The sequence below is a fragment of the Sphingomonas profundi genome, assembly GCF_009739515.1.
GTDB classification, from domain to species: domain Bacteria; phylum Pseudomonadota; class Alphaproteobacteria; order Sphingomonadales; family Sphingomonadaceae; genus Alterirhizorhabdus; species Alterirhizorhabdus profundi.
On the sequence record NZ_CP046535.1, the window covers coordinates 1255408 to 1276360 of the forward strand.

The window sequence follows — 20953 nt, forward strand, 5'->3', positions numbered from 1 at the left end:
TGCGCGGTCGGGCTCAGCCGCCGAGCACCCGCTGCCCCGCGATCCGCAGCCGGCCGGCGCAGAGAGCGGCGAGGGCGAGCGGGTAGATGCGGTGCTCCTCCGCCAGGATGCGGGCGGCCAGCGTCTCCGCCGTGTCCTCTTCCAGCACGGGCACGGCGGCCTGCGCCACGATGGGGCCGCCATCGAGTTCGCCGGTGACGAAATGCACGGTGCAGCCGGCCACGCGGCAGCCGGCGGCGATCGCGCGGGCATGCGTGTCCAGCCCGGTGAAGCTCGGCAGCAGCGAGGGGTGGATGTTCAGCATCCGGCCCGCCCACGCCGCGACGAACGGATCGGACAGCAGCCGCATATAGCCGGCCAGCGCGACGTAGCGGATGTCATGCGCGGCGAGGATCGCGTCCACCTTCGCGTCGAAGGCGGCGCGGCCGCCATGCCCGCGATGATCGAGCGCGGCGGTGGCGACACCGGCGGCGGCCGCGACGGCGAGGCCGGGCGCATCGACGACGTTCGAGAAGACGAGCGCGACCTCGTACCCGAGTGCCGGCGCGGCATCGATCAGCGCCGCCATGTTCGAGCCCCGCCCGGAGATGAGGATCGCGACGCGCGGCCTGCCGGCGATGCTCACCGCCCGGCGTTCCGGCGACATGCGTCAGCCGCTCCGGTCGGCGTGCGTACGACCAGGCCGGTCTCAGCCATGGTGCGTGGCGGACCAAGCGGCGCGCGCGCTCCACGTATCGGCCGGGCCGGCCACGGTGCAGCCCTTCTCGCCCGCCTCGACCCGGCCGATGCGCAGCACCGTCTCGCCGGCGTCCTCCAGACGGGCGGTGACGGCGTCGGCGTCCCCCTCGGCGACGATCACCGCCATGCCGATGCCGCAATTGAAGGTGCGCGCCATCTCCTCCGGCTCGATATTGCCCTGCGCCTGGAGGAAGGCCATCAGCCGTGGCTGCTCCCACGCAGCGGCATCGATACGCGCGTGGAGACCGTCCGTCAGCACGCGCGGGATATTCTCCAGCAGGCCGCCGCCGGTAATGTGCGCCATGGCCCTGACCAGCCCGGCGCGGACCAGCGGCAGCAGCGATCGCACGTAGATGCGCGTGGGCGCGAGCAGGGCGTCGATCAGCAGCACCTCCGGATCGAACAGCGCCGGGCGGTTCAGCTTCCACCCCTTGTCCCCCGCCAGGCGGCGAACCAGCGAGTAGCCGTTCGAGTGAACGCCCGAGGAGGCGAGGCCGAGGATGACGTCGCCGGGCGCCACCCGCCCGCCGGCCAGCACCTGATCCCGCTCCACCGCGCCCACGCAGAAGCCGGCGAGGTCATAGTCGCCCGCCGCATACATGCCCGGCATCTCCGCCGTCTCACCGCCGATCAGGGCGCAGCCGGCGATGCGGCAGCCCTCCGCGATACCGGCGATCACCGCCTCGGCGACGCCGGTGTCCAGCGCGCCGGTGGCGAAATAATCGAGGAAGAACAGCGGCTCGGCGCCCTGCACGATCAGATCGTTGACGCACATCGCGACCAGATCGATGCCGACGCCGTCGTGCCGGCCGGCCTCAATCGCCAGCTTCAGCTTGGTGCCGACGCCGTCGTTCGCCGCCACCAGCAGCGGATCGACGAAGCCCGCCGCCTTCAGATCGAAGAAGCCGCCGAACCCGCCGAGATCGGCATTGGCGCCCGGCCGCGCGGTGGCGCGGGCCAGCGGCGCGATCAGCTTCACCAGCGCGTTGCCGGCAGCGATCGAGACGCCGGCCTTGGCGTAGGTATAGGGTTCCTGGTTGTGCGTGCTGTTGACCATGGCCGGAGCGACTAGCCACATCCCGCTTGGTTTTCCACGCCCAACTCGTCAAAAGACGCGCCGTGACCTCCGCCCTTCGCCTTCGGCCCGTGCCGGCCGTGCTGCTGCTCCTCTCGGTCTGCGTCGCCGGCGGCATGGTCTACGCCCAGCTGGAGGGCGGCGATCGCGGGATCGCGCCGGTCGACAGCTCGTCCAGCTACGAGATCGGCGGCGTGACGGTGGACGTCTCGGCCAAGAATGCGGATGCGGCGCGCACCGGCGGCTGGCGCGTTGCGCAGCGCAAGGGCTGGAGGATGCTCTGGTCGCGCGTCAACGGCCGCCCCGTGAGCGAGGCGCCGGGCCTGCCGGACGGGACGCTCGATTCGATCGTGGCCGGCATCATCGTGGAGAATGAGCAGATCGGCCCGCGCCGCTACATCGCGCGGCTGGGCGTGCTGTTCGATCGCGCGCGCACCGGCCAGTTCCTGGGCGGGCAGGGCCAGATCGCCCGCTCCTCGCCGATGCTGGTGATCCCAATCCTCTATTCGGCCGGCACCGCGACCAGCTTCGAGCAGCGCAACGAGTGGCAGCGCGCCTGGGCGCGCTTCCGCTCCGGCGGCAGCCCGATCGACTATGTCCGCCCGGTCGGCACCGGCAGCGATCCGCTGCTGCTGACGGCGGCGCAGAGCCGGCGGCCGGGGCGCGGCTGGTGGCGGCTGCTGCTCGATCAATATGGCGCGGCCGACATCGTCGTGCCGGAAGTGTATCTCGACCGGCAGTTCCCCGGCGGGCCGGTGATCGGTCACTTCGTCGCCCGCCACGGGCCGGATGCCGAGGTGATCGAATCGTTCAGCCTGCGCGTGGCGGATGCCGACGCGATGCCGGCGATGCTGGACGAGGGCGTGCGGCGGATCGACATGGCCTATGCGCGGGCGCTGCAGGACGGTCGGCTGCAGCCGGACGCGTCGCTGGTGGTGGAGCAGCCGGAGGAGGCGCCGGTCGAGGACGCGATCGTCGAGGACGATGCGGTCGACCTCTCGATCCCGATCGCCGGGGCCGCCTACACGATCCAGGTGGAGACGCCGGACGCCGCCGCGGTCAATCAGGTCGAGGCCGCGCTGCGGGCCGTGCCGGGCGTGCGCAGCGCCACCACGACGAGCCTGGCGCTCGGCGGCATATCGGTGCTGCGCGTGGTGTTCGAGGGCGATATCGGCATCCTGCGCACCGGCATCGCGGCGCGCGGCTGGCGGGTGGAGGATGCCGGCGGCGGCCTGCGCCTGCGCCGGCAGGAACCGGCGGCGGCGCCCGACGCAAGCGGCGGCCCGGCGCGACCGTGACGCAGGCGGGCGCGGCCCACGGCACCGGCCAGATGGCGCTGCCGCTGGTCTGGCCCGAGGCGGAGCGCGACGGCGACTTCATCCTCTCGCCCGCTAGCGCAGCGGCGGTGCGGCACCTGGCGCACTGGGCGCTGTGGCCGGTGGCCGCCACGGTGCTGACCGGGCCGCGCAAGTCTGGCCGCAGCCTGCTGGGCCGCATCTTCGCCGCGAAGAACCGGGCGATGCTGATCGACGATGCGGAACGCCACGCCGAGGAGGCGATCTTCCACGCGTGGAACCGGGCGCAGGCGGAGCGGCGGCCGCTGCTGATCATCGCCGATGCGCCGCCGCCGGCGTGGCCCATCGCGCTGCCGGATCTCGCCTCCCGTCTCGCCGCCACGCCGCGCATCGCGCTGGGCGACCCGGACGACGCGCTGGCGGCGGCGCTGATCGAGAAGCTGCTGGGCGCGCGCGGACTGGCGACAGGGCGGGAGGTGATCGCCTACCTGCTGCCGCGCACCGGGCGCAGCCACGTGGCGATCCACCGCCTCGTCGATGCGCTGGACGAGGTGGCGCTCGCCCGACGCCAGCGGATCACCGTGCCGCTGGCCCGCCGCGCGCTGGCGCTGCTGGGTGTCATCGACGATTCATCGACGAAGGATTAGGGTGGGCGCCATGGAAGACCACGCCACCGCCGCCGCCGACTCCATCGCCGAAGCCCCGCCGGAGGACGAGGCCGCCATCGCCGGCCATCCCGCCGAGCCGATCGCGCTGCGCCACCGCTACTTCAACCGCGAACTCTCCTGGCTGGCGTTCAACCAGCGCGTGCTGGAGGAGGCGTGCAACAAGGCGCATCCGCTGCTGGAACGGCTGCGCTTCCTCTCGATCTCCGGCAACAATCTCGACGAGTTCTTCATGGTGCGCGTCGCCGGCCTGAAGGGCCAGCTGATGCAGGGCGTGGACACGCGCTCCGCCGACGGCCTGACGGTGGCGCAGCAGCTGACGGCCGTGGCCGAGCAGACCGACGCGCTGATGGAGGCGCAGCAGAACGTGTGGCGCGATCTGCGCGCCGAACTGGCCGCGGCCGGCATCGCCATGCTGGACCTGGCCGACATCTCCGAGAGCGACATGGCCTGGCTCGGCGCGCATTTCCGCGAGCAGGTGTTTCCGGTGCTGACGCCGCAGGCGCTGGATCCGGCGCATCCCTTCCCGTTCATCCCGAACAAGGGCTTCAGCCTCGTCTTCGATCTCCAGCGCCTGTCCGACGGGGAGCCGATCCGCGAGCTGCTGATGATCCCCTCCACGCTCTCGCCGTTCGTCCGCCTGCCCGGCGAGGAGGCGCGCTACGTGGCGATCGAGACGGTGATCCGCCGCTTCACCAACATCCTGTTTCCCGGCTACGCGGTGCAGGGCGACGGTGCCTTCCGCCTGATCCGCGACAGCGACATCGAGCTGGAGGAGGAGGCCGAGGATCTCGTCCGCTACTTCCGCTCCGCCATCAAGCGCCGCCGCAAGGGCCGGGTGATCCGGCTGGAGCTGGAATCGGGCATGCCGGAGGGGCTGGAGAAGCTGATCAAGGGCGAGATCGGCGGCACCGACACGATCATCACCGATACCGCGAGCGTGCTCGGCATCGCCGACCTGGGCATGCTGGTGGACGAGGACCGGCCGGACCTGAAGTTCCCGCCGTTCGCGCCGCGCTTTCCGGAACGCATTCGCGAGCATGGTGGCGACTGTTTCGCCGCCATCCGCTCCAAGGACATCATCATCCATCACCCGTACGAGACGTTCGACGTGGTGCTCGCCTTCCTGAAGCAGGCGGCGGCCGATCCGGACGTGGTGGCGATCAAGCAGACGCTGTATCGCGCGGGCAAGCAGTCCGCCGTCGTGCGCGCCCTCGTCGATGCGGCGGAGGCGGGCAAATCGGTGACGGCGGTGGTGGAGCTGAAGGCCCGCTTCGACGAGGAGCAGAACCTGCTGTGGGCCAGCCAGCTGGAGCGCGCCGGCGTGCAGGTGGTGTACGGCTTCATCGACTGGAAGACCCACGCCAAGGTCTCGATGGTGGTGCGGCGGGAGAACGGGCTCTATCGCACCTACTGCCATTTCGGCACCGGCAACTATCACCCGGTCACGGCGAAGATCTACACCGACCTCAGCTTCTTCACCGCCGATCCGCGGGCGGGCCGCGATGCCGCGCAGCTGTTCAACTACATCACCGGCTATGTCGAGCCCGGCGATCTGGAGCTGCTGACCTTCTCGCCCCACGGCATGCGCGACAAGCTGGCGCAGCTGATCGACTGCGAGATCGATCATGCCCGCGCCGGCCGGCCGGCGGCGATCTGGGCGAAGATGAACTCGCTCGTCGATCCCGCCATCATCGAGAAGCTCTATCGCGCCAGCGCGGCGGGGGTGGAGATCGACCTCGTCGTGCGCGGCATCTGCTGCCTGCGGCCGGGCGTGGCGGGCCTCTCCGAGAACATCCGCGTCAAATCCGTGATCGGGCGCTTCCTGGAGCATAGCCGCATCGTCTGCTTCGGCAACGGCGCGGCGCTGCCCAACCCGGACGCCAAGGTGTACATCTCCTCGGCGGACTGGATGCCGCGCAATTTCGACCGGCGCGTGGAATATATGATGCCGATCGAGAACCCCACGGTGCACGCCCAGATCCTCGATCAGGTGATGGTCGCCAACCTGATCGACGACGAGCAGAGCTGGCGGCTGTTGCCGGACGGCCGGTCAGAGCGCATCCATCCCGGCAAGCGGCCGTTCAACCTGCACCGCTACTTCATGACCAACCCGTCGCTCTCCGGGCGGGGCGCGGCGCTGCAGCGCAGCGGATCGGTGCCCAAGCTCAGCCTGAAGCGCGGCGCCTGAGCGCTGCGTCGGTTTCCGCACTCGCGCAGGCGGCGATCAGGCTCTAAGCGGATCGCCTGATGGCAGCCAATCCGCTCTCCGCCGTGCGCGAAGCCGGCCGCGTCGCGATCATCGACATCGGATCCAATTCGATCCGGCTGGTGATCTACGACGGGCCGGCGCGCATCCCCTCCATCCTGTTCAACGAGAAGGTGCTGGCCGGCCTCGGCACCGGCGTGGCGCGCGACGGCGCGCTCGATCCCGACGCGATGGAGCGGGCGCTGGCCTCGCTCTCCCGCTTCGCCCGGCTGGCCGATCAGATGCATGTCGCGACCCTGCGCACGGTGGCGACGGCGGCCGTGCGGGAGGCGTCGAACGGCGCCGCCTTCCTCGCCCGCATCCGCGCGACGGGCCTCTCGGTGGAGCTGCTCTCCGGCGAGGAGGAGGCGGCGATGGCGGGCTATGGCGTGCTCGCAGCCTTTCCCGGCGCGGAAGGGATCGTCGGCGATCTGGGCGGCGGCAGCCTGGAACTGGTGCGCGTGGCCGGCGGCGAGGTGCACGAGCGCGTCTCCTTCCCGTTCGGCGTCATGCGGATTGCGCGGATCCGCGCGGCGGGGCCGCGCGCGCTGGATCGCACGGTCGGCAAGGCGATGGCGAAGGCGGGGTGGGAAGGGCGCGGCGCCGGCCTGCCCTTCTACCTGGTCGGCGGATCGTGGCGGGCGCTGGCGCGGCTGGACATGCATCTGCACGATGCGCCGCTGCCGATGATCCATCACCACCGCATGGATGCGGGCGCGCCGGCACATCTGGTGCGCGTGCTGGCGCAGATCGACAAGCGGCGCCTGCGCGCGATCCCCGGCCTATCCGGCGCGCGCGTGGCGATGCTGCCGGAGGCGGCGGCGCTGCTGAGCCTGGTCGCGCGGCGGCTGGGATCGAGCGAGCTGATCGTCTCCGGCTACGGCCTGCGCGAAGGTTTGCTGCACCACAGCCTGCCGCCCGCGATCCGCGCGCAGGATCCGCTGATCTGCGCCACGCGGGAGGAGGGCGCGCGGCAGGGCCGCTTCGCCGAGCATGGCGACCTGCTGCACCGCTGGATCGCGCCGCTGTTCGCCGACGAGCCGCCGGAGGAGGCGCGGCTGCGCCATGCCACGTGCCTGCTGGCCGATGTCGGCTGGCCGGCGCATCCCGAGTTCCGCGCCGATCGCGGGCTGGAGACGGCGCTGCAGGGCAATTGGGTCGGCGTCGATCCGCGCGGGCGCGGGGTGATGGCGCGGGCGCTCTACACCAGCTTCGGCGGCGATCGGCCAATGCCGCTGCTCGATCGGCTCTGCACGCCGGCGGAGCGGGCGATGGCCGATCGCTGGGGGCTGGCGATCAGGCTCGGCCAGCGGTTGAGCGGCGGCGTGGCCGGGCCGCTGACGACGAGCCGGGTGTCGCTGGATCCGCAGGCGCTGATCCTGCACCTGGCCGCCGAGGACCGCGCGCTCTACGGCGAGGCGGTGGAGCGGCGGCACAGGCTGCTGGCGGCGGCGTTCGACCGCAAGGCGCTGTTGGTGGCGTGAAGCGGCGTGGGTGTGGCGTTAGCCGCAGCGGATCGCGGTGATCGTTTCGCCGGCGTCCACCGCGATGCTCAGCCTGTCCGCGCGGAACTCCATCGTCACCATCTCGCCCGGCCGCAGCGTGCGCGCCACGGCGGCACCGCTGCTTCGCCGGGCGCGCTCGATCAGAGCGGGCGTGGCGCGCTTGCCCAGCAGCGCCTGCGCCTTCGTCGCGTCGCACGATCCGGATGCCGCCGGCGGCACGGCGGCCTCCGGCCCGTCGACCGGCTTCGCGGCGCAGCCGGCGAGGCCCGCGAGCAGGGCGAAGGCGGCAGCGGCGCGCATCATTCCGCCGCCAGTTCCGACATCAGCAGCTTGCCGTTGCGCACGCTGAAGCCGGTGCGGCCTTCCACCAGCGCGATCGCATCCTTGCCGAACACGTCGTAGCGCCAGCCGGCCAGCAGCGGCAGCCCGTCACGCACGCCGGCGGCGATGGCTTCCAGCTCCTCGGAGCGGGCGATCAGGCGCGGCGCGACGTCCGCCTCGCGCGCGCGGATCTTCAGCAGCAGCTTCAAGAGGTCGGCGATCAGCGCGCCCTCCTTGCCCAGCCCCGGCCGGCGATCCTCGCGCGGCGGCATCTCGGCATCGGGCAGGGGGCCGGCATCGTCCAGCACCGTCATCAGCCGCCGGCCGATATCGTTGCCGGCCCAGCCGGGCGAGAGGCCGCGCACGCGGGCGAGATCGGCCTGCGCCTTCGGCGGATGCGAGGCGATGTCGGCCAGCGTCTCGTCCTTCACGATGCGGCCGCGCGGCAGGTTCTTGCCCTGCGCCTCATGCTCGCGCCACGCGGCGAGCGCCTTGAGCCGGCCGAGCACGTCCGCTTTGCGGCTGGGCACGCGGATGCGCGTCCAGGCGAGATCGGGCACGTTGAGGTAGCTGGCGGCATCGCCCAGCCGGTCCATCTCCGTATCCAGCCATTCGCCGCGGCCGGTGCGGCGCAATTTCTCCAGCATCTTGGGGAAGATGGTGGCGAGGTGGGTGACGTCGCCGATCGCATAGTCGATCTGGCGCTGGTCGAGCGGGCGGCGCGCCCAATCGGTGAAGCGGGCGCCCTTGTCCAGCTTGACGCCGATCATGCTCTCCACGAGGTTCGAATAGCCGACCTGCTCGCCCATGCCGAGCGCCATCGCCGCCACCTGCGTATCGAACAGCGGGTGCGGCGTCTTGCCGGTGAGGTTGTGGACGATCTCCAGATCCTGGCCGCCGGCGTGGAAGATCTTGAGCACGTCCTCATTCTCGACGAGCAGATCGAGCAGCGGCTTCAGATCGAGGCCCTTCGCCTTGGGATCGATCGCCGCTGCCTCGTTGCCGTCGGCGATCTGGATCAGGCAGAGATCGGGATAATAGGTGTTCTCGCGCATGAACTCGGTATCCACCGTGACGAACGGGGACCGGGCGAGGCGATCGCAGAGCTGCCTGAGCGTATCGGTGTCTGTGACAAGCGGGTGAATCTTCATGCCGGGTTACATAGCGACGACCGGCCGCCTTGACAAAGCGTGGGCGGGGGGGCGAAGCGCGGCGCCTGCTTTCAACTGAATAGTGATTTTGAAGATGCACGCCTATCGTTCCCACACCTGCGCGCAGCTGAGCCCGGCCAATGTCGGCGAGGACGTGCGCCTGTCCGGCTGGGTGCATCGCAAGCGCGATCATGGCGGCGTGCTGTTCGTCGATCTGCGCGACCATTACGGCCTGACCCAGATCGTCGCCGATGCGGATTCGCCGGCGCTGCCCGTGCTGGAGGGGCTGCGCGTGGAGTCGGTGGTGACGATCGACGGTGTGGTGAAGCTGCGCGCCGCCGGCACCGCCAACGCGAACCTGGCCACGGGCGAGATCGAGGTGTTCGCGCGCGCCGTGACGGTGCAGTCCGCCGCGCAGGAGCTGCCGCTGCCGGTGGCGGGCGAGGCCGAATATCCCGAGGACATCCGCCTGCGCTACCGCTTCCTCGATCTGCGGCGGGAGCGGATCCACCGCAACATCCTGCTGCGATCGAATGTGATCGCCAGCGTGCGCCGGCGCATGATCGACCAGGGCTTCACCGAGTTCCAGACCCCGATCCTGACCGCATCCAGCCCGGAGGGCGCGCGCGACTATCTGGTGCCCAGCCGGGTGCATCCGGGCAAGTTCTACGCGCTGCCGCAGGCGCCGCAGATGTTCAAGCAGCTGCTGATGGTGGCGGGCTTCGACCGCTACTTCCAGATCGCCCCCTGCTTTCGCGACGAGGATGCGCGGGCCGACCGCTCGCCCGGCGAATTCTACCAGCTCGATTTCGAGATGAGCTTCGTGACGCAGGAGGACGTGTTCGCCGCGATCGAGCCGGTGCTGCACGGCCTGTTCGAGGAGTTCGCCGACTTCGAGGGCAAGGGCCGCACCGTTTCCGCGCTGCCGTTCCGCCGCATCCCGTATCGCGAGGCGATGCTGCGCTACGGTAACGACAAGCCGGACCTGCGCAACCCGATCCTGATCTCGGACGTGTCGGAGCATTTCAGGGGCTCCGGCTTCGGCCGCTTTGCCTCGATCGTCGAGAGCGGCGACGTCGTCCGCGCGATCCCCGCGCCGGGCACGGCCCACAGGAGCCGCAAGTTCTTCGACGACATGAACGGCTGGGCGCAAGGCGAGGGCTTTGCCGGCCTCGGCTACGCCACGCGCAAGGGCGGCGAGTTCGGCGGCCCGATCGCCAAGAACCACGGCGAGGCGGGCATGGCCGCGATCGCCGAGGCGCTGGGGCTGGGCCCGGACGACGGCGTGTTCTTCGCCGCCGGCAAGCCGGCGCAGGCCGCGCGTCTGGCCGGCCTCGCCCGCACGCGGGTGGCCGAGCAGCTGGGGCTGATCGATGCCGGCCGGTTCGAGTTCTGCTGGATCGTCGACTTCCCGATGTTCGAATATGACGAGGAGGCGAAGAAGGTCGACTTCAGCCACAACCCCTTCTCGATGCCGCAGGGCGAGCTGGAGGCGCTGGAGACGAAGGATCCGCTCGATATCCTCGCCTACCAGTATGACATCGTCTGCAACGGGGTGGAGCTGTCCTCCGGTGCGATCCGGAACCACAAGCTGGACGTGATGATGAAGGCGTTCGCCATCGCCGGCTACACGGCGGACGAGGTGGAGGCGAACTTCCCCGGCATGGTCGGCGCTTTCAAGTTCGGCGCGCCGCCGCACGGCGGATCGGCGCCGGGGATCGACCGCATCGTCATGCTGCTGGCCGACGAGCCGAACATCCGCGAGGTCGTCGCCTTCCCGATGACGCAGAAGGCCGAGGACCTGATGATGAACGCGCCGGCGCCGGTGAGCCTGAAGCAGCTGCGCGAACTCAACATCCGTGTGGTGGATCAGGCGAAGGGGTGAGCACATGCCGATCGATCTGTCGGACTATGAGGCCGGCGCCAAGTTCGACGGCGACTATGACGCGGCGCTGGTCGCCGTGCAGCAGCGGCTGGCGCACGCGCAGGTGGCCCACATCGTCCATGGCCGGCGCGCGATCATCCTGTTCGAGGGGTGGGACGCGGCCGGCAAAGGCGGCATCATCCAGCGGCTGACCGCGGAGTGGGACCCCCGCAACTTCCAGGTGTGGCCGATCGCCGCGCCCGAGGCGGACGAGCGGAAGCGCCACTTCCTCTGGCGCTTCTGGCGGCGGCTGCCCGGCGACGGCGAGATCGCCGTGTTCGATCGCAGCTGGTACGGCCGCGTGCTGGTGGAGCGGGTGGAAGGCTATGCCGCCGAGAAGCAGTGGCGCCGCGCCTATGACGAGATCAACGAGTTCGAGGCGCAGCAGAAGGAGGATGGCACGACCATCCTGAAGCTGTTCGTCCACACCACGCAGGAAACGCAGGACGAGCGCCTGATCAAGCGCATCGAGCATCCGTGGAAGCGCTGGAAGACGGGCGCGGACGATTTCCGCAACCGCGCCCGCCGCGCCGACTATCTGGCCGCGCTGACCGACATGTTCGCGCTGACCGACACGCGCTGGGCGCCGTGGAAGGCGATCGACGGCAACAACAAGAAGGCCGCGCGCATCGCCGCGCTCACCTGGATCGCCGGCAAGCTGGAAAAGGCCGTGCCGATGGCGCCGCCGCCGGCCTCGGCGGAGCTTGTCGAACTGGCGAAGGCGACCTTCGGCGACGACGTGAAGATCGACTGACCGGTGCGGGTGCTGCTGACCGGATCGTCCGGCTGGCTGGGCCGGTTCCTGGCGCCGGCGCTGCGCGCGGCCGGGCATGCCGTCACCGGACTGGACGTGGCGGCGGGAGCGGAGACGGACGTGATCGGATCGGTGGCCGATCGCCCGCTGATCGACCGGCTGTTCGCCGCGCACGGGATCGAGGCGGTGGTGCATGGCGGCGCGCTGCACAAGCCGGACATCGCGCGCCACCCGGCGACCGCGTTCGTCGCGACGAACGTGACGGGCACGCTGAACCTGCTGGAGGCGGCGGTGGCGGCGGGCAACGATCGCTTCGTCCTCACCTCCACCACCTCGCTGATGATATCCCAGGCGATCCGCGACGAGGCCGGCGAGGCGGCGGTGTGGCTCGACGAGGCGAGCGGGCCACTGCGCCCGCGCAACATCTACGGTGTCACGAAGCTGGCGGCGGAGGATCTGTGCCGCCTGTACCACGACCTGCATGGCCTGGCCTGCGTGATCCTGCGCACCAGCCGTTTCTTCCCCGAGGATGACGACACCCACGCCACCCCTTCCGGCCCGAACCTGAAGGCGAACGAACTGCTGCACCGCCGGCTGACGGTGGAGGATGCGGCGGCCGCGCACGTTGCGGCGCTGGAGCGGGCGCCGGCGATCGGCCTCGGCACCTTCGTGGTCTCCGCACCGACTCCGTTCGCGCGAGCGGACGCGGCGGCGCTGAAGGCGGATGCGGCGGCGGTGATCGCGCGCTACTTCCCGGATGCGGCGGCGCTTTATGCCGAGCGGGGCTGGACGCTGCCGGCGAGCATCGGCCGGGTTTATGATGCGCGGGCGGCGGAACGCGCGCTGGGCTTCCGCTGCGCGACGGACTTCGCGGCCGTGCTGGCGGCGCTGCGCGAGGATGGGCCGCTGCCGTTCGTGCATGATCCGGCTTATTCGTCGCCTCAGATAAAATAGGTTCGGGTTGAACGTGCCTGCCGCTTACTGCTTCCCTTGCCGGAAGACGAACATTCCGGTCTTGCGTCGGCATCCCCAACAGCGGACGCTACGGAATGCCGGCAGGGATGAGGACGAATGAAAAGCTTGTACAGGGCGATTACGTGGACGACGTTCATCCCTTTCATGTTCGCACACCCGGCTTTTGCAAATGCGGCGCCGTTGAGTTTCGACTGCGATGTGCCTCCAGACCATTACTCTTCCGTTTCTGAAGACGTGACCGGACTGATGACAATCAGTGGTACAGTAAAACTCGTGCAGATGCGCTCTGGCAACAATGTTCCGGTCGCAGGAGCCCGACTTGTCAGTGCGGACGGCAAAAATAGCACCGGCTTTCAGCTCATAGCCGGGTCGGCTCATGGCAAGCAGTTTAGCATTGTACTGAACACTAAGCGCGGTGACGACTTAAGGTCGAGCACAGTTGGACAGATAGGAGCAGGAGGAGCGGTAACTTTCAGTCTAAGCCTGTCTGAATCTGGGCAAGTCACGCTGCTCATTGACGGCGCCAGCTTTAACGCGGACTTCATCCCTATGCCGTCTGGTAAGGAAATGGCGTTCTGCTCTACCGGTCAGTTTAAGTTCTCTGACCTAACCTTTGTGACGGCTAGCGCTCCCGCGAGTCCATCCATTCCATAAGCAACGCCAACGTCTAGTATTCTGTCGCCGGCGGCAGCTACCGCTGGATGCCCGCGAACAGCGGAACTTCAGCTATTCACCCTGATACATCCCCATCTCATGACAGCAGATCATCACGCAGCCGGGTAGCGGATCGTCTCCACCTCCCATTCCTTCTCGCCCGCCGGCAAGGTCACGCGCCGCACGTCGCCCACCGCCGCGCCTTTCAGCGCGAAAGCGAGGGGGGAGCGCCAGCTGATGCGGCCCGCGCCCGCATCCGCCTCATCCTCGCCGACCAGGGTGACGGTGCGGCTGTTGTCGTCCTCGTCGACGATCGTCACGGTCGCGCCGAAGCGGACGCGAGCGTGATCCGTCTGCGCGGCGGGATCGACCGGCACGGCCAGCTTCATCCGTTTCGACAGGTGTCGCAGCTCGCGGTCGATCTCGCGCAGCTTCTTGCGGCCGTAGATATAGTCGCCATTCTCGGATCGGTCGCCATTGCCGGCCGCCCAGCTGATGACCTCGACCAGCTTCGGCCGCTCGTCGCCGAGCAGATGGTCGTAGCGCGCGCGCAGGGCGGCGAGCCCGGCGGGGGTTATGTAGTTGGGCTGCTCCGCCACGATCAGCCCGGGTTCGACTTGCCGAGATAGGCGGAGAGGCGGTTGCGTTCCGGCATGCGCGCGCGGGCCGGGTTCAGCGCGTCGTAGACCACCGCATTCTCCAGCACGCGCTGCACGTAGCCTCGCGTCTCGCTGAACGGGATCGCCTCGATCCAGTCGACCACGTCGACGCCGGGCATGCGCGGGTCGCCGTTCTGCGCCAGCCATTTGCGCACGTTGCCCGGCCCGGCATTGTAGGCGGCGACGGCGAGCACATGGTTGCCGCCGAACGAATCGAGCAGGTTGCCGAAGAAGAAGCTGCCCAGCGTGACATTGTACTGCGGATCGCCGGTGAGCCGGCCGAGATCGTAGGGCAGGCCCAGCTTGCCGGCGGTATCGCGGGCGGTGCCCGGCATCAGCTGCATCAGCCCGCGCGCACCGACCCGGCTCATCGCCTGCCGGTCGAACTGGCTCTCCTGCCGGCTGATCGCGTGCACCATCACCCAGCGCCCCTGCGCGATCGTGGGCACGGCGATCTCGGGAAAGCCGGTCGCCACGAAATCGCTGACGCCGCTGTTGCGCGCGGCGCGGGCGACCATGACGCCGAGATCGGGCCGGCCGATATCGCGCGACAGTTCGGCCAGCAGCACGTGATCGGCATCCGTCTTCACCGATGAGGCGAGGGTGCGCAGGAACAAAGTCTGATCGGCATGATCGCCCAGATCGCCGAGCAGGCGCGTCGCGCGGACGATGCTGCTGGCGGCGAAGGCGGCGCGCGCGGCCGGATCGACCGGCGCCGGCACGGCCTGCGGCGTGGCGACGGACTGGCCCAGCCGTTCGGAGGCGAGCTGGCCGTAGAACTGGTCCGGGCTGGCGGCGGCGCTGGCGAAATACTGGTTGGCGCGCGCCGCGTCGCCGGCGGCCAGCGCCGCGCGTCCGGCCCAGTAGAGGCCGCGCGTGCGCGTCTGCGGCGACTGGGCGGCGCGGGCGTAGCGATCGAACAGCAGGATGGCATCGCGCGGGCGGTTCAGCTTCCGCAGCGCCGCCATGCCGCCCATGAAGGTGAGGCTGGTATAATCGTCCCGCTCGCCCAGCGATCGGGTGCGCACGTCGGTGCCGGCGGGGAAGGCGCCGTCGGCGTTCAGCGCGATGCCCAGGACGAAGCTGGGCTGATTGTCCGCCTCCGCCCCGCGCGCATTCTGCAGCAGCACCTCGAGATATTTCTCGCCGTCCAGCGGCGGTGCCGCCAGGGTGCGCGGCGACGCGAGCCAGCTGCGCGCGACCACGCTCTGCGCGCTATCGCGGAAGTAGCGGGCGCGATCGGCGACGAAGCCCGCGTCCGTCGCGCCGATCGAGACGTAGCCGTCCGCCACCGCCGGCGCGTCGCCGCGCCGTGAGCGGAGCGCCAGGCGCGCATCGAACAGCGGCCGCCGCCCCGGCGAGACGAAGGCGATCTGGCGCTGGGCGGCGGCGAGGGCACCGTCCCACAGCAGCCGATCCATCCGCATGTCCTGGTCGGCGGGCGTGAAGACGGTGCCGAAGCGCGCGCGTAGGCGATTCTCGTCATCCTCGCTCGTCGCGCCGCCGGTATAGGCGGCGCGGGCGGCGGCGAAGGCGGCATCGCTGCGGCCGAGCGCGGCCAGCGCCTCGGCATAGCGGACCCGACCGGACGGGGTGAGCGGCGGGAAGCGATCGAAGAAGCGCGCGACCTCCGATGGGATCGCCGCGGCGGGATCGATCGCCTTCTCGGCGGTGCGGCGCATCGCCTGCTCGCCCGGCCAGCCCGGAAAAGCGAGGAGGAAGCCGGCATAGTCGGCGAAGGGGTAGCCGTCGCTCTGGCGCAGCCGGTTCCAGCGGACGAGCGCCTCGCCGACCGGATCCGTGACGACGGGCGCGGCCGGCGCCATCGCCGCGCCCGGCACGTTCAGCCGCGCCGCATACCAGGCGCGCTGATCCGCCGTGAGCGCCGCCGCCGCCGCGACGGAGAGGCACAGCAGCGCCAGCCCCAGCAGCGGCCGGGCGCGCGTGCGCCCCCACAGGCGGCCGGCCGCGCCGGCCGGCCCGTCGAGTTTCGACAACCCGACCATGCTGGACAGGAGGCGGGGGGCATCCCTATCAGGCCTCGAAATCGATCGGCGGCGTCTCATATCCCCACTATGGCGGAGGGAGCGGCCGAGGTGAAGGGATAGCAGGATGTTCAGCGGTTCGATTCCCGCTCTGGTGACTCCGTTTCGCGATGGCGCGTTCGATGAGGCGGCGTTCCGCGCCTTCGTCGACTGGCAGATCGCCGAGGGATCGACCGGCCTCGTGCCGTGCGGCACCACCGGCGAGAGCGCGACGATGTCGATCGAGGAGCACAACCACGTCGTCTCGGTCTGCGTCGAGCAGGCGGCGGGGCGCGTGCCGGTGATCGCCGGCTGCGGATCGAACGACACGAAGGTGGCGCTGGAGCATATGCGTCACGCCGAGGCCGCCGGCGCCGCCGCCGCGCTGGTGGTGCTGCCCTATTACAACCGGCCGAACAGCGAGGGCGTGATCGCCCATTATCGCTACCTGACCGACAATAGCAGCCTGCCGATCATCCTCTACAACGTGCCGGGCCGCACCGTGACCGACATCAGCCCCGAGACGATGGGTGTGCTGGCGCGCATCCCCACGATCGTCGGCTGCAAGGATGCCAGCGGCAAGGTGGAGCGCGCCACCGCCCAGCGGCTCGCCTGCGGAGAGGATTTCTGCCAGCTCTCGGGCAATGACGACATGGCGCTGGGCTTCATGGCGATGGGCGGCGCGGGCTGCATCTCGGTGACGGCCAACGTCGCGCCTGGCCTGTGCGGGGAGTTCCAGCGGGCCTGCCTGGGCGGCGAGTGGGCGGCGGCGCTGCGCCTGCAGGACCGGCTGTTCCCGCTGCACGCCGCTCTGTTCAGCGATGCCTCCCCGGGGCCGGCAAAATATGCCCTATCGCGCGTGCGGCCCGACTTCCCGACCGATCTGCGCCTGCCGATGACCTGGCCGTCCGAGGCCAGCCGCGCGGCGGTGGACGCCGCGCTGGCGATCGCCGGTCTCGCCTGACGCCGCGGCAGGGTAAACGGCCGTTCCGAAATGGAACGTCGGTAACCGTAAGCTGCCGTTGATCGGATATGCGGCTGTACTAATCCCCGATCGTCATCAGGGAGACGATCGATGAAGTTGCGTAATCTTGTTGTGGCCGGTGTCGCCAGTGCCCTATTCACGTCCACCGCGCCGGCCGCCGTGGTAAATTTCGACTATGCGGCCTACACCACGGACTTCATCTTCGGCATCGGATCCACCGGGCAGGGCAGTTTCGAGACGGCGGGCAGCGACGGTACGTATACGCTGGCCGACGGACTGAGCAATTTCTCCCTGAACGGCTCCCACTTCGCCTTCTTTTCTTACGGGTCGGTCGGGATGGGGAAGGGCGATCTCGCGTCCTTCTCCGCGACGCTGAGCGGCGGCAAGCTGACTGATCTCAACTTCGTGACGAAGACGGTGGCGGCGCCCGTCAAATCGTTCTTCGATATCTTCTTGCCGTTCCAGGAACAGCGGACTGCCGACGTGAAGTACAGCGTGTCGGGCCTGAAGCCGGACAATCTGACCTTCCAGCTGGACGAGGGCACGATCACCGGCACGCTGAACGCCAACGTCGTCGTCGCCGCCGTGCCGGAACCGGCGACCTGGGCGATGATGCTGGGCGGCTTCGGCCTGGTGGGCGCCGCCATGCGCCGGCGTCGCGCGCACGTGACCACCGCCGTCCGCTTCGCCTGAGCGGCCGCTCCCGACGCAAGGGGCCGCCGCCCGCCAGTCGGCGGCGGCCCGCGGCGGGCCTCGCACGCCCCGCTTCCCACGGGGGGCGTGCATGCCTATAGGCGGGCGCCCATGGCCCGCCCGAAACCCGCCCAGTTCGAAAAGCAGAAGATCGTCGCCGAGAACCGGCGCGCCCGCTACGAATATTTCCTCGAGGATTTCTACGAGGCGGGCATCGCCCTGACCGGCACCGAGGTGAAATCGCTGCGCTTCGGCGAGGGATCGATCGCGGAGAGCTATGCCGAGGTGACGGACGACGAGGTGTTCCTGGTGAACGCCAACATCCCCGAGTTCAGCCACGGCAACCGCTACAATCACGAGCCCAAGCGCCCGCGCAAACTGCTGCTGCACGAACGCGAGATCAACAAGATGCGGGTGGCGGTGGGGCGCGAGGGGATGACCCTGATCCCGCTGTCCATCTACTTCAATGCACGCGGCCGGGCGAAGGTGGAACTGGCGCTCGCCAAGGGCAAGAAGCTGCACGACAAGCGCGAGACCGAGAAGGATCGCGACTGGAAGCGCGAGCAGGGCCGCATCATGCGCGAGCGCGGCTGAGGCCATGTTCGAGAAGGTCCGCGCCTGGTCCGAGCGCAACATGCCGACGCGCGAGACGTTCGAGCGGATCCGCTGGCTCCGGCCGATCGCGCACCGCATCCTGCTGCCGGAACTATGGCACTTCAATCGCCGATCGGTGCCGCGCGGCGTGGCGCTGGGCATGCTGGTGGGCGTGCTGACTCCGATCGCGCAGACCATCTTCGCGGCGCTGCTGGCGCTGCCGGCGCGCGCCAACGTGCCCGTGGCGGCGCTGACCACCTTCGTCACCAACCCGTTCACCACGCCGCCGATCTGGCTGCTGGCCTACTGGATCGGCATGCGGCTGCTGCACACCGACGCGGTCGAGGCGGGCGGGCGGCTGGTGCATCCGGAAGCGATGGGCTGGTTGCAGTGGCTGATCTCGGAAGTGGGGCCGGCGACGGCGCTGGGCCTCGTCATCATCGCGGTCGTGTCGGCCGCGGTCGGCTATCTGATCGCGGCGTTCGCGTGGCGGGCGTGGGTGGTCCACAAGTGGCGCCAACGGGCGCTCCACCGCAACATCCGCGGCGTTTGACAGCGTATCGGGCGCTGCTAATCCGGTGTCATGCTACAATCATACACCGAGGTTTCCATGCGCCCCATCCTGATCCTGCTGGCGGCATCGACGATGCTGGCCGGCGGCGCGATCGCCGCCACGAGCGCGTCGCAGAAGACCGTCACGAAGGCCGCCGTCGGCCCCGTCGCCCCGGCCAGCGTCGGCAAGCCGCAGATCGGCGCCTTCGGCTTCGACGCCGCCGGCATGGACCGATCGGTCGCGCCCGGCGACAATTTCTACGATTATGCGAACGGTGCCTGGGCGCGATCGACGCCGATCCCGGCCGATCGATCGAACTACGGCATGTTCAACGTGCTGGAGGATCTCTCTAACGAGCGGATGCGCGGGATCATCGAGGCGGCGGCCAAGCAGCCCGGATCGAAGATCGGCGATCTCTACGCCAGCTTCATGGATGTCGACGCGGTGGAGGGGAAGGGCTTCGCCCCGGTGAAGCCGCAGCTTGCCGCGATCATGGCGGTGAACAGCCGTGCCGCCTTCGCCAGGGCGCTGGGCGAGGCGCAGCGCGACGGGGTGAGCGGACCGATCGGCGCCTATGTGTCGATCGACGACAAGGCGCCCGACACGACGATCGTGCAGGTCGCCCAGTCCGGCCTGGGCCTGCCGGACCGCGATTATTATCTGAAGACCGACGACGCGAAGCTGGCCGAGGCGCGTGCCGCCTACGCCACCTACCTCGCCCGCCTGTTCACCCTGGCCGGCGAGCCGAACGGCGCCGCCCGCGCGCAGGCGATCATCGCCTTCGAGGGACGGGTGGCGCAGGTGCAGTGGACCCGCACCGAGAGCCGCGACTCGGACAAGACCTATAACCCGTGGCCGCGCGCCAATTTCGAGAAGGCGGCGCCGGGCTTCGACTGGGCGGCGTTCCTCGGCACGGCCGGGCTGGACGGGCAGGCGAAATATCTCGTCTCGCAGCCGAGCGCCATCACCGCCTCGGCCAGGATTCTCGGCGAGACGCCGCTGCCGGTGCTGAAGGACTATCTGTGGACGCGCACGCTGGACGATGCGGCGCCGTTCCTCTCCAAGGCGTTCGTCGATGCGCACTTCGCCTTCCACGGCACCGCGCTGGACGGCACGCCGCAGATCCGCGAGCGGTGGAAGCGCGGCGTGGCGCTGGTGAAGAACGGCATGGGCGAGGCCGTGGGCAAGGAATATGTCGCCCGCTACTTCCCGCCCGAGGCCAAGGCGGAGGCGGACCGGCTGGTGCGCAACATCATCCGATCGATGGACGATCGCCTCGCCAACCTCACCTGGATGGCGCCGGAGACCAAGGTGAAGGCGCGCGCCAAGCTGGCCGCCTTTCGCCCGCAGATCGGCTATCCGGCGAAGTGGCGGGACTATTCGGCGCTCCAGATCGACCGCGCCGACCTCTACGGCAACTATCACCGCGTCGGCCGCTTCGAGTGGAGCCGCAACCTCGCCAAGCTCGGCAAGCCGGCGGACCGGGACGAGTGGTTCATGACGCCGATGGAGATCAACGCCTACGCCAACCCGGTGTGGAACGAGATCGTGTTCCCCGCCGCCATCCTGCAGCCGCCCTTCTTCGATCCCAAGGCGGATCCGGCGGTGAACTATGGCGGCATCGGCGCCGTCATCGGCCACGAGATCAGCCATCATTTCGACGATCAGGGCCGCAAGTACGACGCGAGCGGCCGGCTGGCCGAGTGGTGGACGCCGCAGGACGTGAGCCGCTTCACCGCCCTCACCGACAAGCTGGTGAAGCAGTATGACGCCTATGAGCCGCTGCCCGGCCTGCACGTGCAGGGCGGCCTGACCCTGGGCGAGAACATCGCCGACCTTGCCGGGCTGACCGTGGCGCACGAGGCGTACAAGCTCTCGCTGAACGGCAAGCCCGCGCCGGTGATCGACGGCACCACGGGGGACCAGCGCTTCTATCTCGGCTGGGCGCAGGTGTGGCGGCGCAGCTACCGCGAGGCGAACCTGCGCCAGCGGCTGCTGACCGATCCGCACAGCCCATCCGAACAGCGCACCGCCGTCGTCCGCAACCTCGATCCGTGGTACGACGCGTACAAGCCGGCACCCACCGCCAGGCTGTACCTGACGCCCGACGCCCGCGTGCGGATCTGGTAGCGGAGGCGCG

19 protein-coding genes are annotated in these 20953 nt (G+C 69.7%); 13 read left to right on the top strand and 6 right to left on the bottom strand.

Annotation, left to right across the window (positions count from 1 at the left end; genetic code table 11):
- Positions 1–13 precede the first annotated feature (13 nt).
- A complete protein-coding gene (gene purN, locus GNT64_RS05930) occupies positions 14–646 on the bottom strand; it encodes a phosphoribosylglycinamide formyltransferase (RefSeq protein WP_156678668.1) in 633 nt (210 codons plus the stop codon).
- A 42-nt stretch (positions 647–688) separates the two neighbouring features.
- Positions 689–1795, bottom strand: a complete 1107-nt coding sequence (gene purM / locus GNT64_RS05935; RefSeq protein WP_156678669.1) for a phosphoribosylformylglycinamidine cyclo-ligase — start codon at positions 1793–1795, stop codon at positions 689–691.
- Positions 1796–1857: 62 nt separating this feature from the next.
- Between purM and GNT64_RS05940 the strand changes: the two genes are divergently transcribed.
- The 4 genes from GNT64_RS05940 to GNT64_RS05955 are packed head-to-tail and all read left to right on the top strand — an operon-like array spanning position 1858 to position 7505.
- Positions 1858–3111, top strand: coding sequence for a heavy-metal-associated domain-containing protein (locus tag GNT64_RS05940; protein WP_156678670.1), 1254 nt, complete (start codon positions 1858–1860; stop codon positions 3109–3111).
- A gap of 32 nt (positions 3112–3143) precedes the next feature.
- A complete protein-coding gene (locus tag GNT64_RS05945; RefSeq protein WP_156681460.1) occupies positions 3144–3755 on the top strand; it encodes an HdaA/DnaA family protein in 612 nt (203 codons plus the stop codon).
- Positions 3756–3798: 43 nt separating this feature from the next.
- Positions 3799–5964, top strand: coding sequence for an RNA degradosome polyphosphate kinase (locus GNT64_RS05950; RefSeq protein WP_422396631.1), 2166 nt, complete (start codon positions 3799–3801; stop codon positions 5962–5964).
- Between the two features lie 59 nt (positions 5965–6023).
- Entirely contained in the window at positions 6024–7505 is a 1482-nt protein-coding gene (locus GNT64_RS05955; protein ID WP_156678672.1) for a Ppx/GppA family phosphatase, read from the top strand.
- 18 nt (positions 7506–7523) lie between these two features.
- On the opposite strand, the gene GNT64_RS05960 is transcribed toward GNT64_RS05955, so the two are convergent.
- The gene (locus GNT64_RS05960; protein WP_156678673.1) at positions 7524–7829 is read right to left on the bottom strand and encodes an I78 family peptidase inhibitor; all 306 of its coding nucleotides are present in this window, start codon (positions 7827–7829) and stop codon (positions 7524–7526) included.
- Entirely contained in the window at positions 7826–8998 is a 1173-nt protein-coding gene (rnd, locus tag GNT64_RS05965; RefSeq protein WP_156678674.1) for a ribonuclease D, read from the bottom strand. Before rnd ends, GNT64_RS05960 begins: the two co-directional genes overlap by 4 nt.
- Positions 8999–9092: 94 nt before the next feature.
- Between rnd and aspS the strand changes: the two genes are divergently transcribed.
- The 4 genes from aspS (at position 9093) to GNT64_RS05985 (ending at position 13305) form a co-directional block, all read left to right on the top strand.
- Complete coding sequence (gene aspS / locus GNT64_RS05970; protein ID WP_156681461.1) at positions 9093–10883, top strand: aspartate--tRNA ligase; 1791 nt, start codon at positions 9093–9095, stop codon at positions 10881–10883.
- 4 nt (positions 10884–10887) lie between these two features.
- Positions 10888–11676: a polyphosphate kinase 2 family protein gene (locus GNT64_RS05975; RefSeq protein ID WP_156678675.1), complete on the top strand. Its 789-nt coding sequence runs from the start codon at positions 10888–10890 to the stop codon at positions 11674–11676.
- A gap of 3 nt (positions 11677–11679) precedes the next feature.
- A complete protein-coding gene (locus GNT64_RS05980) occupies positions 11680–12630 on the top strand; it encodes an NAD-dependent epimerase/dehydratase family protein (RefSeq protein WP_156678676.1) in 951 nt (316 codons plus the stop codon).
- A gap of 117 nt (positions 12631–12747) precedes the next feature.
- On the top strand, positions 12748–13305 hold the full coding sequence (locus GNT64_RS05985) for a hypothetical protein (protein ID WP_156678677.1): 558 nt from the start codon (positions 12748–12750) through the stop codon (positions 13303–13305).
- 113 nt (positions 13306–13418) lie between these two features.
- On the opposite strand, the gene GNT64_RS05990 is transcribed toward GNT64_RS05985, so the two are convergent.
- Both GNT64_RS05990 and GNT64_RS05995 read right to left on the bottom strand, forming a co-directional pair.
- Complete coding sequence (locus GNT64_RS05990; RefSeq protein ID WP_422396621.1) at positions 13419–13904, bottom strand: GreA/GreB family elongation factor; 486 nt, start codon at positions 13902–13904, stop codon at positions 13419–13421.
- Between the two features lie 2 nt (positions 13905–13906).
- Complete coding sequence (locus tag GNT64_RS05995; RefSeq protein WP_338420414.1) at positions 13907–15961, bottom strand: lytic transglycosylase domain-containing protein; 2055 nt, start codon at positions 15959–15961, stop codon at positions 13907–13909.
- A 115-nt stretch (positions 15962–16076) separates the two neighbouring features.
- Between GNT64_RS05995 and dapA the strand changes: the two genes are divergently transcribed.
- The 5 genes from dapA to GNT64_RS06020 all read left to right on the top strand — a co-directional run bounded on the left by dapA (position 16077) and on the right by GNT64_RS06020 (position 20943).
- On the top strand, positions 16077–16952 hold the full coding sequence (dapA, locus tag GNT64_RS06000) for a 4-hydroxy-tetrahydrodipicolinate synthase (RefSeq protein ID WP_156678679.1): 876 nt from the start codon (positions 16077–16079) through the stop codon (positions 16950–16952).
- 111 nt (positions 16953–17063) lie between these two features.
- The gene (locus GNT64_RS21805) at positions 17064–17666 is read left to right on the top strand and encodes a PEPxxWA-CTERM sorting domain-containing protein (RefSeq protein WP_231639313.1); all 603 of its coding nucleotides are present in this window, start codon (positions 17064–17066) and stop codon (positions 17664–17666) included.
- A 111-nt stretch (positions 17667–17777) separates the two neighbouring features.
- Positions 17778–18260 carry an SsrA-binding protein SmpB gene (smpB, locus tag GNT64_RS06010; protein WP_156678680.1) on the top strand — a complete coding sequence of 161 codons (483 nt, stop codon included), beginning with the start codon at positions 17778–17780 and terminating at the stop codon, positions 18258–18260.
- 4 nt (positions 18261–18264) lie between these two features.
- A complete protein-coding gene (locus GNT64_RS06015; protein ID WP_156678681.1) occupies positions 18265–18813 on the top strand; it encodes a DUF2062 domain-containing protein in 549 nt (182 codons plus the stop codon).
- Positions 18814–18870: 57 nt separating this feature from the next.
- Entirely contained in the window at positions 18871–20943 is a 2073-nt protein-coding gene (locus GNT64_RS06020) for a M13 family metallopeptidase (protein WP_156678682.1), read from the top strand.
- Positions 20944–20953: the final 10 nt, after the last annotated feature.

Excerpts from the sequence above, each read along its gene's own strand:
- GNT64_RS05985 (WP_156678677.1), top strand. The coding sequence starts at position 12,748 with ATGAAAAGCTTGTACAGGGCGATTACGTGGACGACGTTCATCCCTTTC.
- GNT64_RS05975 (WP_156678675.1), top strand. The coding sequence starts at position 10,888 with ATGCCGATCGATCTGTCGGACTATGAGGCCGGCGCCAAGTTCGACGGC.
- GNT64_RS05960 (WP_156678673.1), bottom strand. The coding sequence starts at position 7,829 with ATGATGCGCGCCGCTGCCGCCTTCGCCCTGCTCGCGGGCCTCGCCGGC.
- smpB (WP_156678680.1), top strand. The coding sequence starts at position 17,778 with ATGGCCCGCCCGAAACCCGCCCAGTTCGAAAAGCAGAAGATCGTCGCC.
- rnd (WP_156678674.1), bottom strand. The coding sequence starts at position 8,998 with ATGAAGATTCACCCGCTTGTCACAGACACCGATACGCTCAGGCAGCTC.
- dapA (WP_156678679.1), top strand. The coding sequence starts at position 16,077 with ATGTTCAGCGGTTCGATTCCCGCTCTGGTGACTCCGTTTCGCGATGGC.
- GNT64_RS21805 (WP_231639313.1), top strand. The coding sequence starts at position 17,064 with ATGAAGTTGCGTAATCTTGTTGTGGCCGGTGTCGCCAGTGCCCTATTC.
- GNT64_RS06015 (WP_156678681.1), top strand. The coding sequence starts at position 18,265 with ATGTTCGAGAAGGTCCGCGCCTGGTCCGAGCGCAACATGCCGACGCGC.
- aspS (WP_156681461.1), top strand. The coding sequence starts at position 9,093 with ATGCACGCCTATCGTTCCCACACCTGCGCGCAGCTGAGCCCGGCCAAT.
- purM (WP_156678669.1), bottom strand. The coding sequence starts at position 1,795 with ATGGTCAACAGCACGCACAACCAGGAACCCTATACCTACGCCAAGGCC.
- GNT64_RS05945 (WP_156681460.1), top strand. The coding sequence starts at position 3,144 with ATGGCGCTGCCGCTGGTCTGGCCCGAGGCGGAGCGCGACGGCGACTTC.
- purN (WP_156678668.1), bottom strand. The coding sequence starts at position 646 with ATGTCGCCGGAACGCCGGGCGGTGAGCATCGCCGGCAGGCCGCGCGTC.
- GNT64_RS05955 (WP_156678672.1), top strand. The coding sequence starts at position 6,024 with ATGGCAGCCAATCCGCTCTCCGCCGTGCGCGAAGCCGGCCGCGTCGCG.
- GNT64_RS06020 (WP_156678682.1), top strand. The coding sequence starts at position 18,871 with ATGCGCCCCATCCTGATCCTGCTGGCGGCATCGACGATGCTGGCCGGC.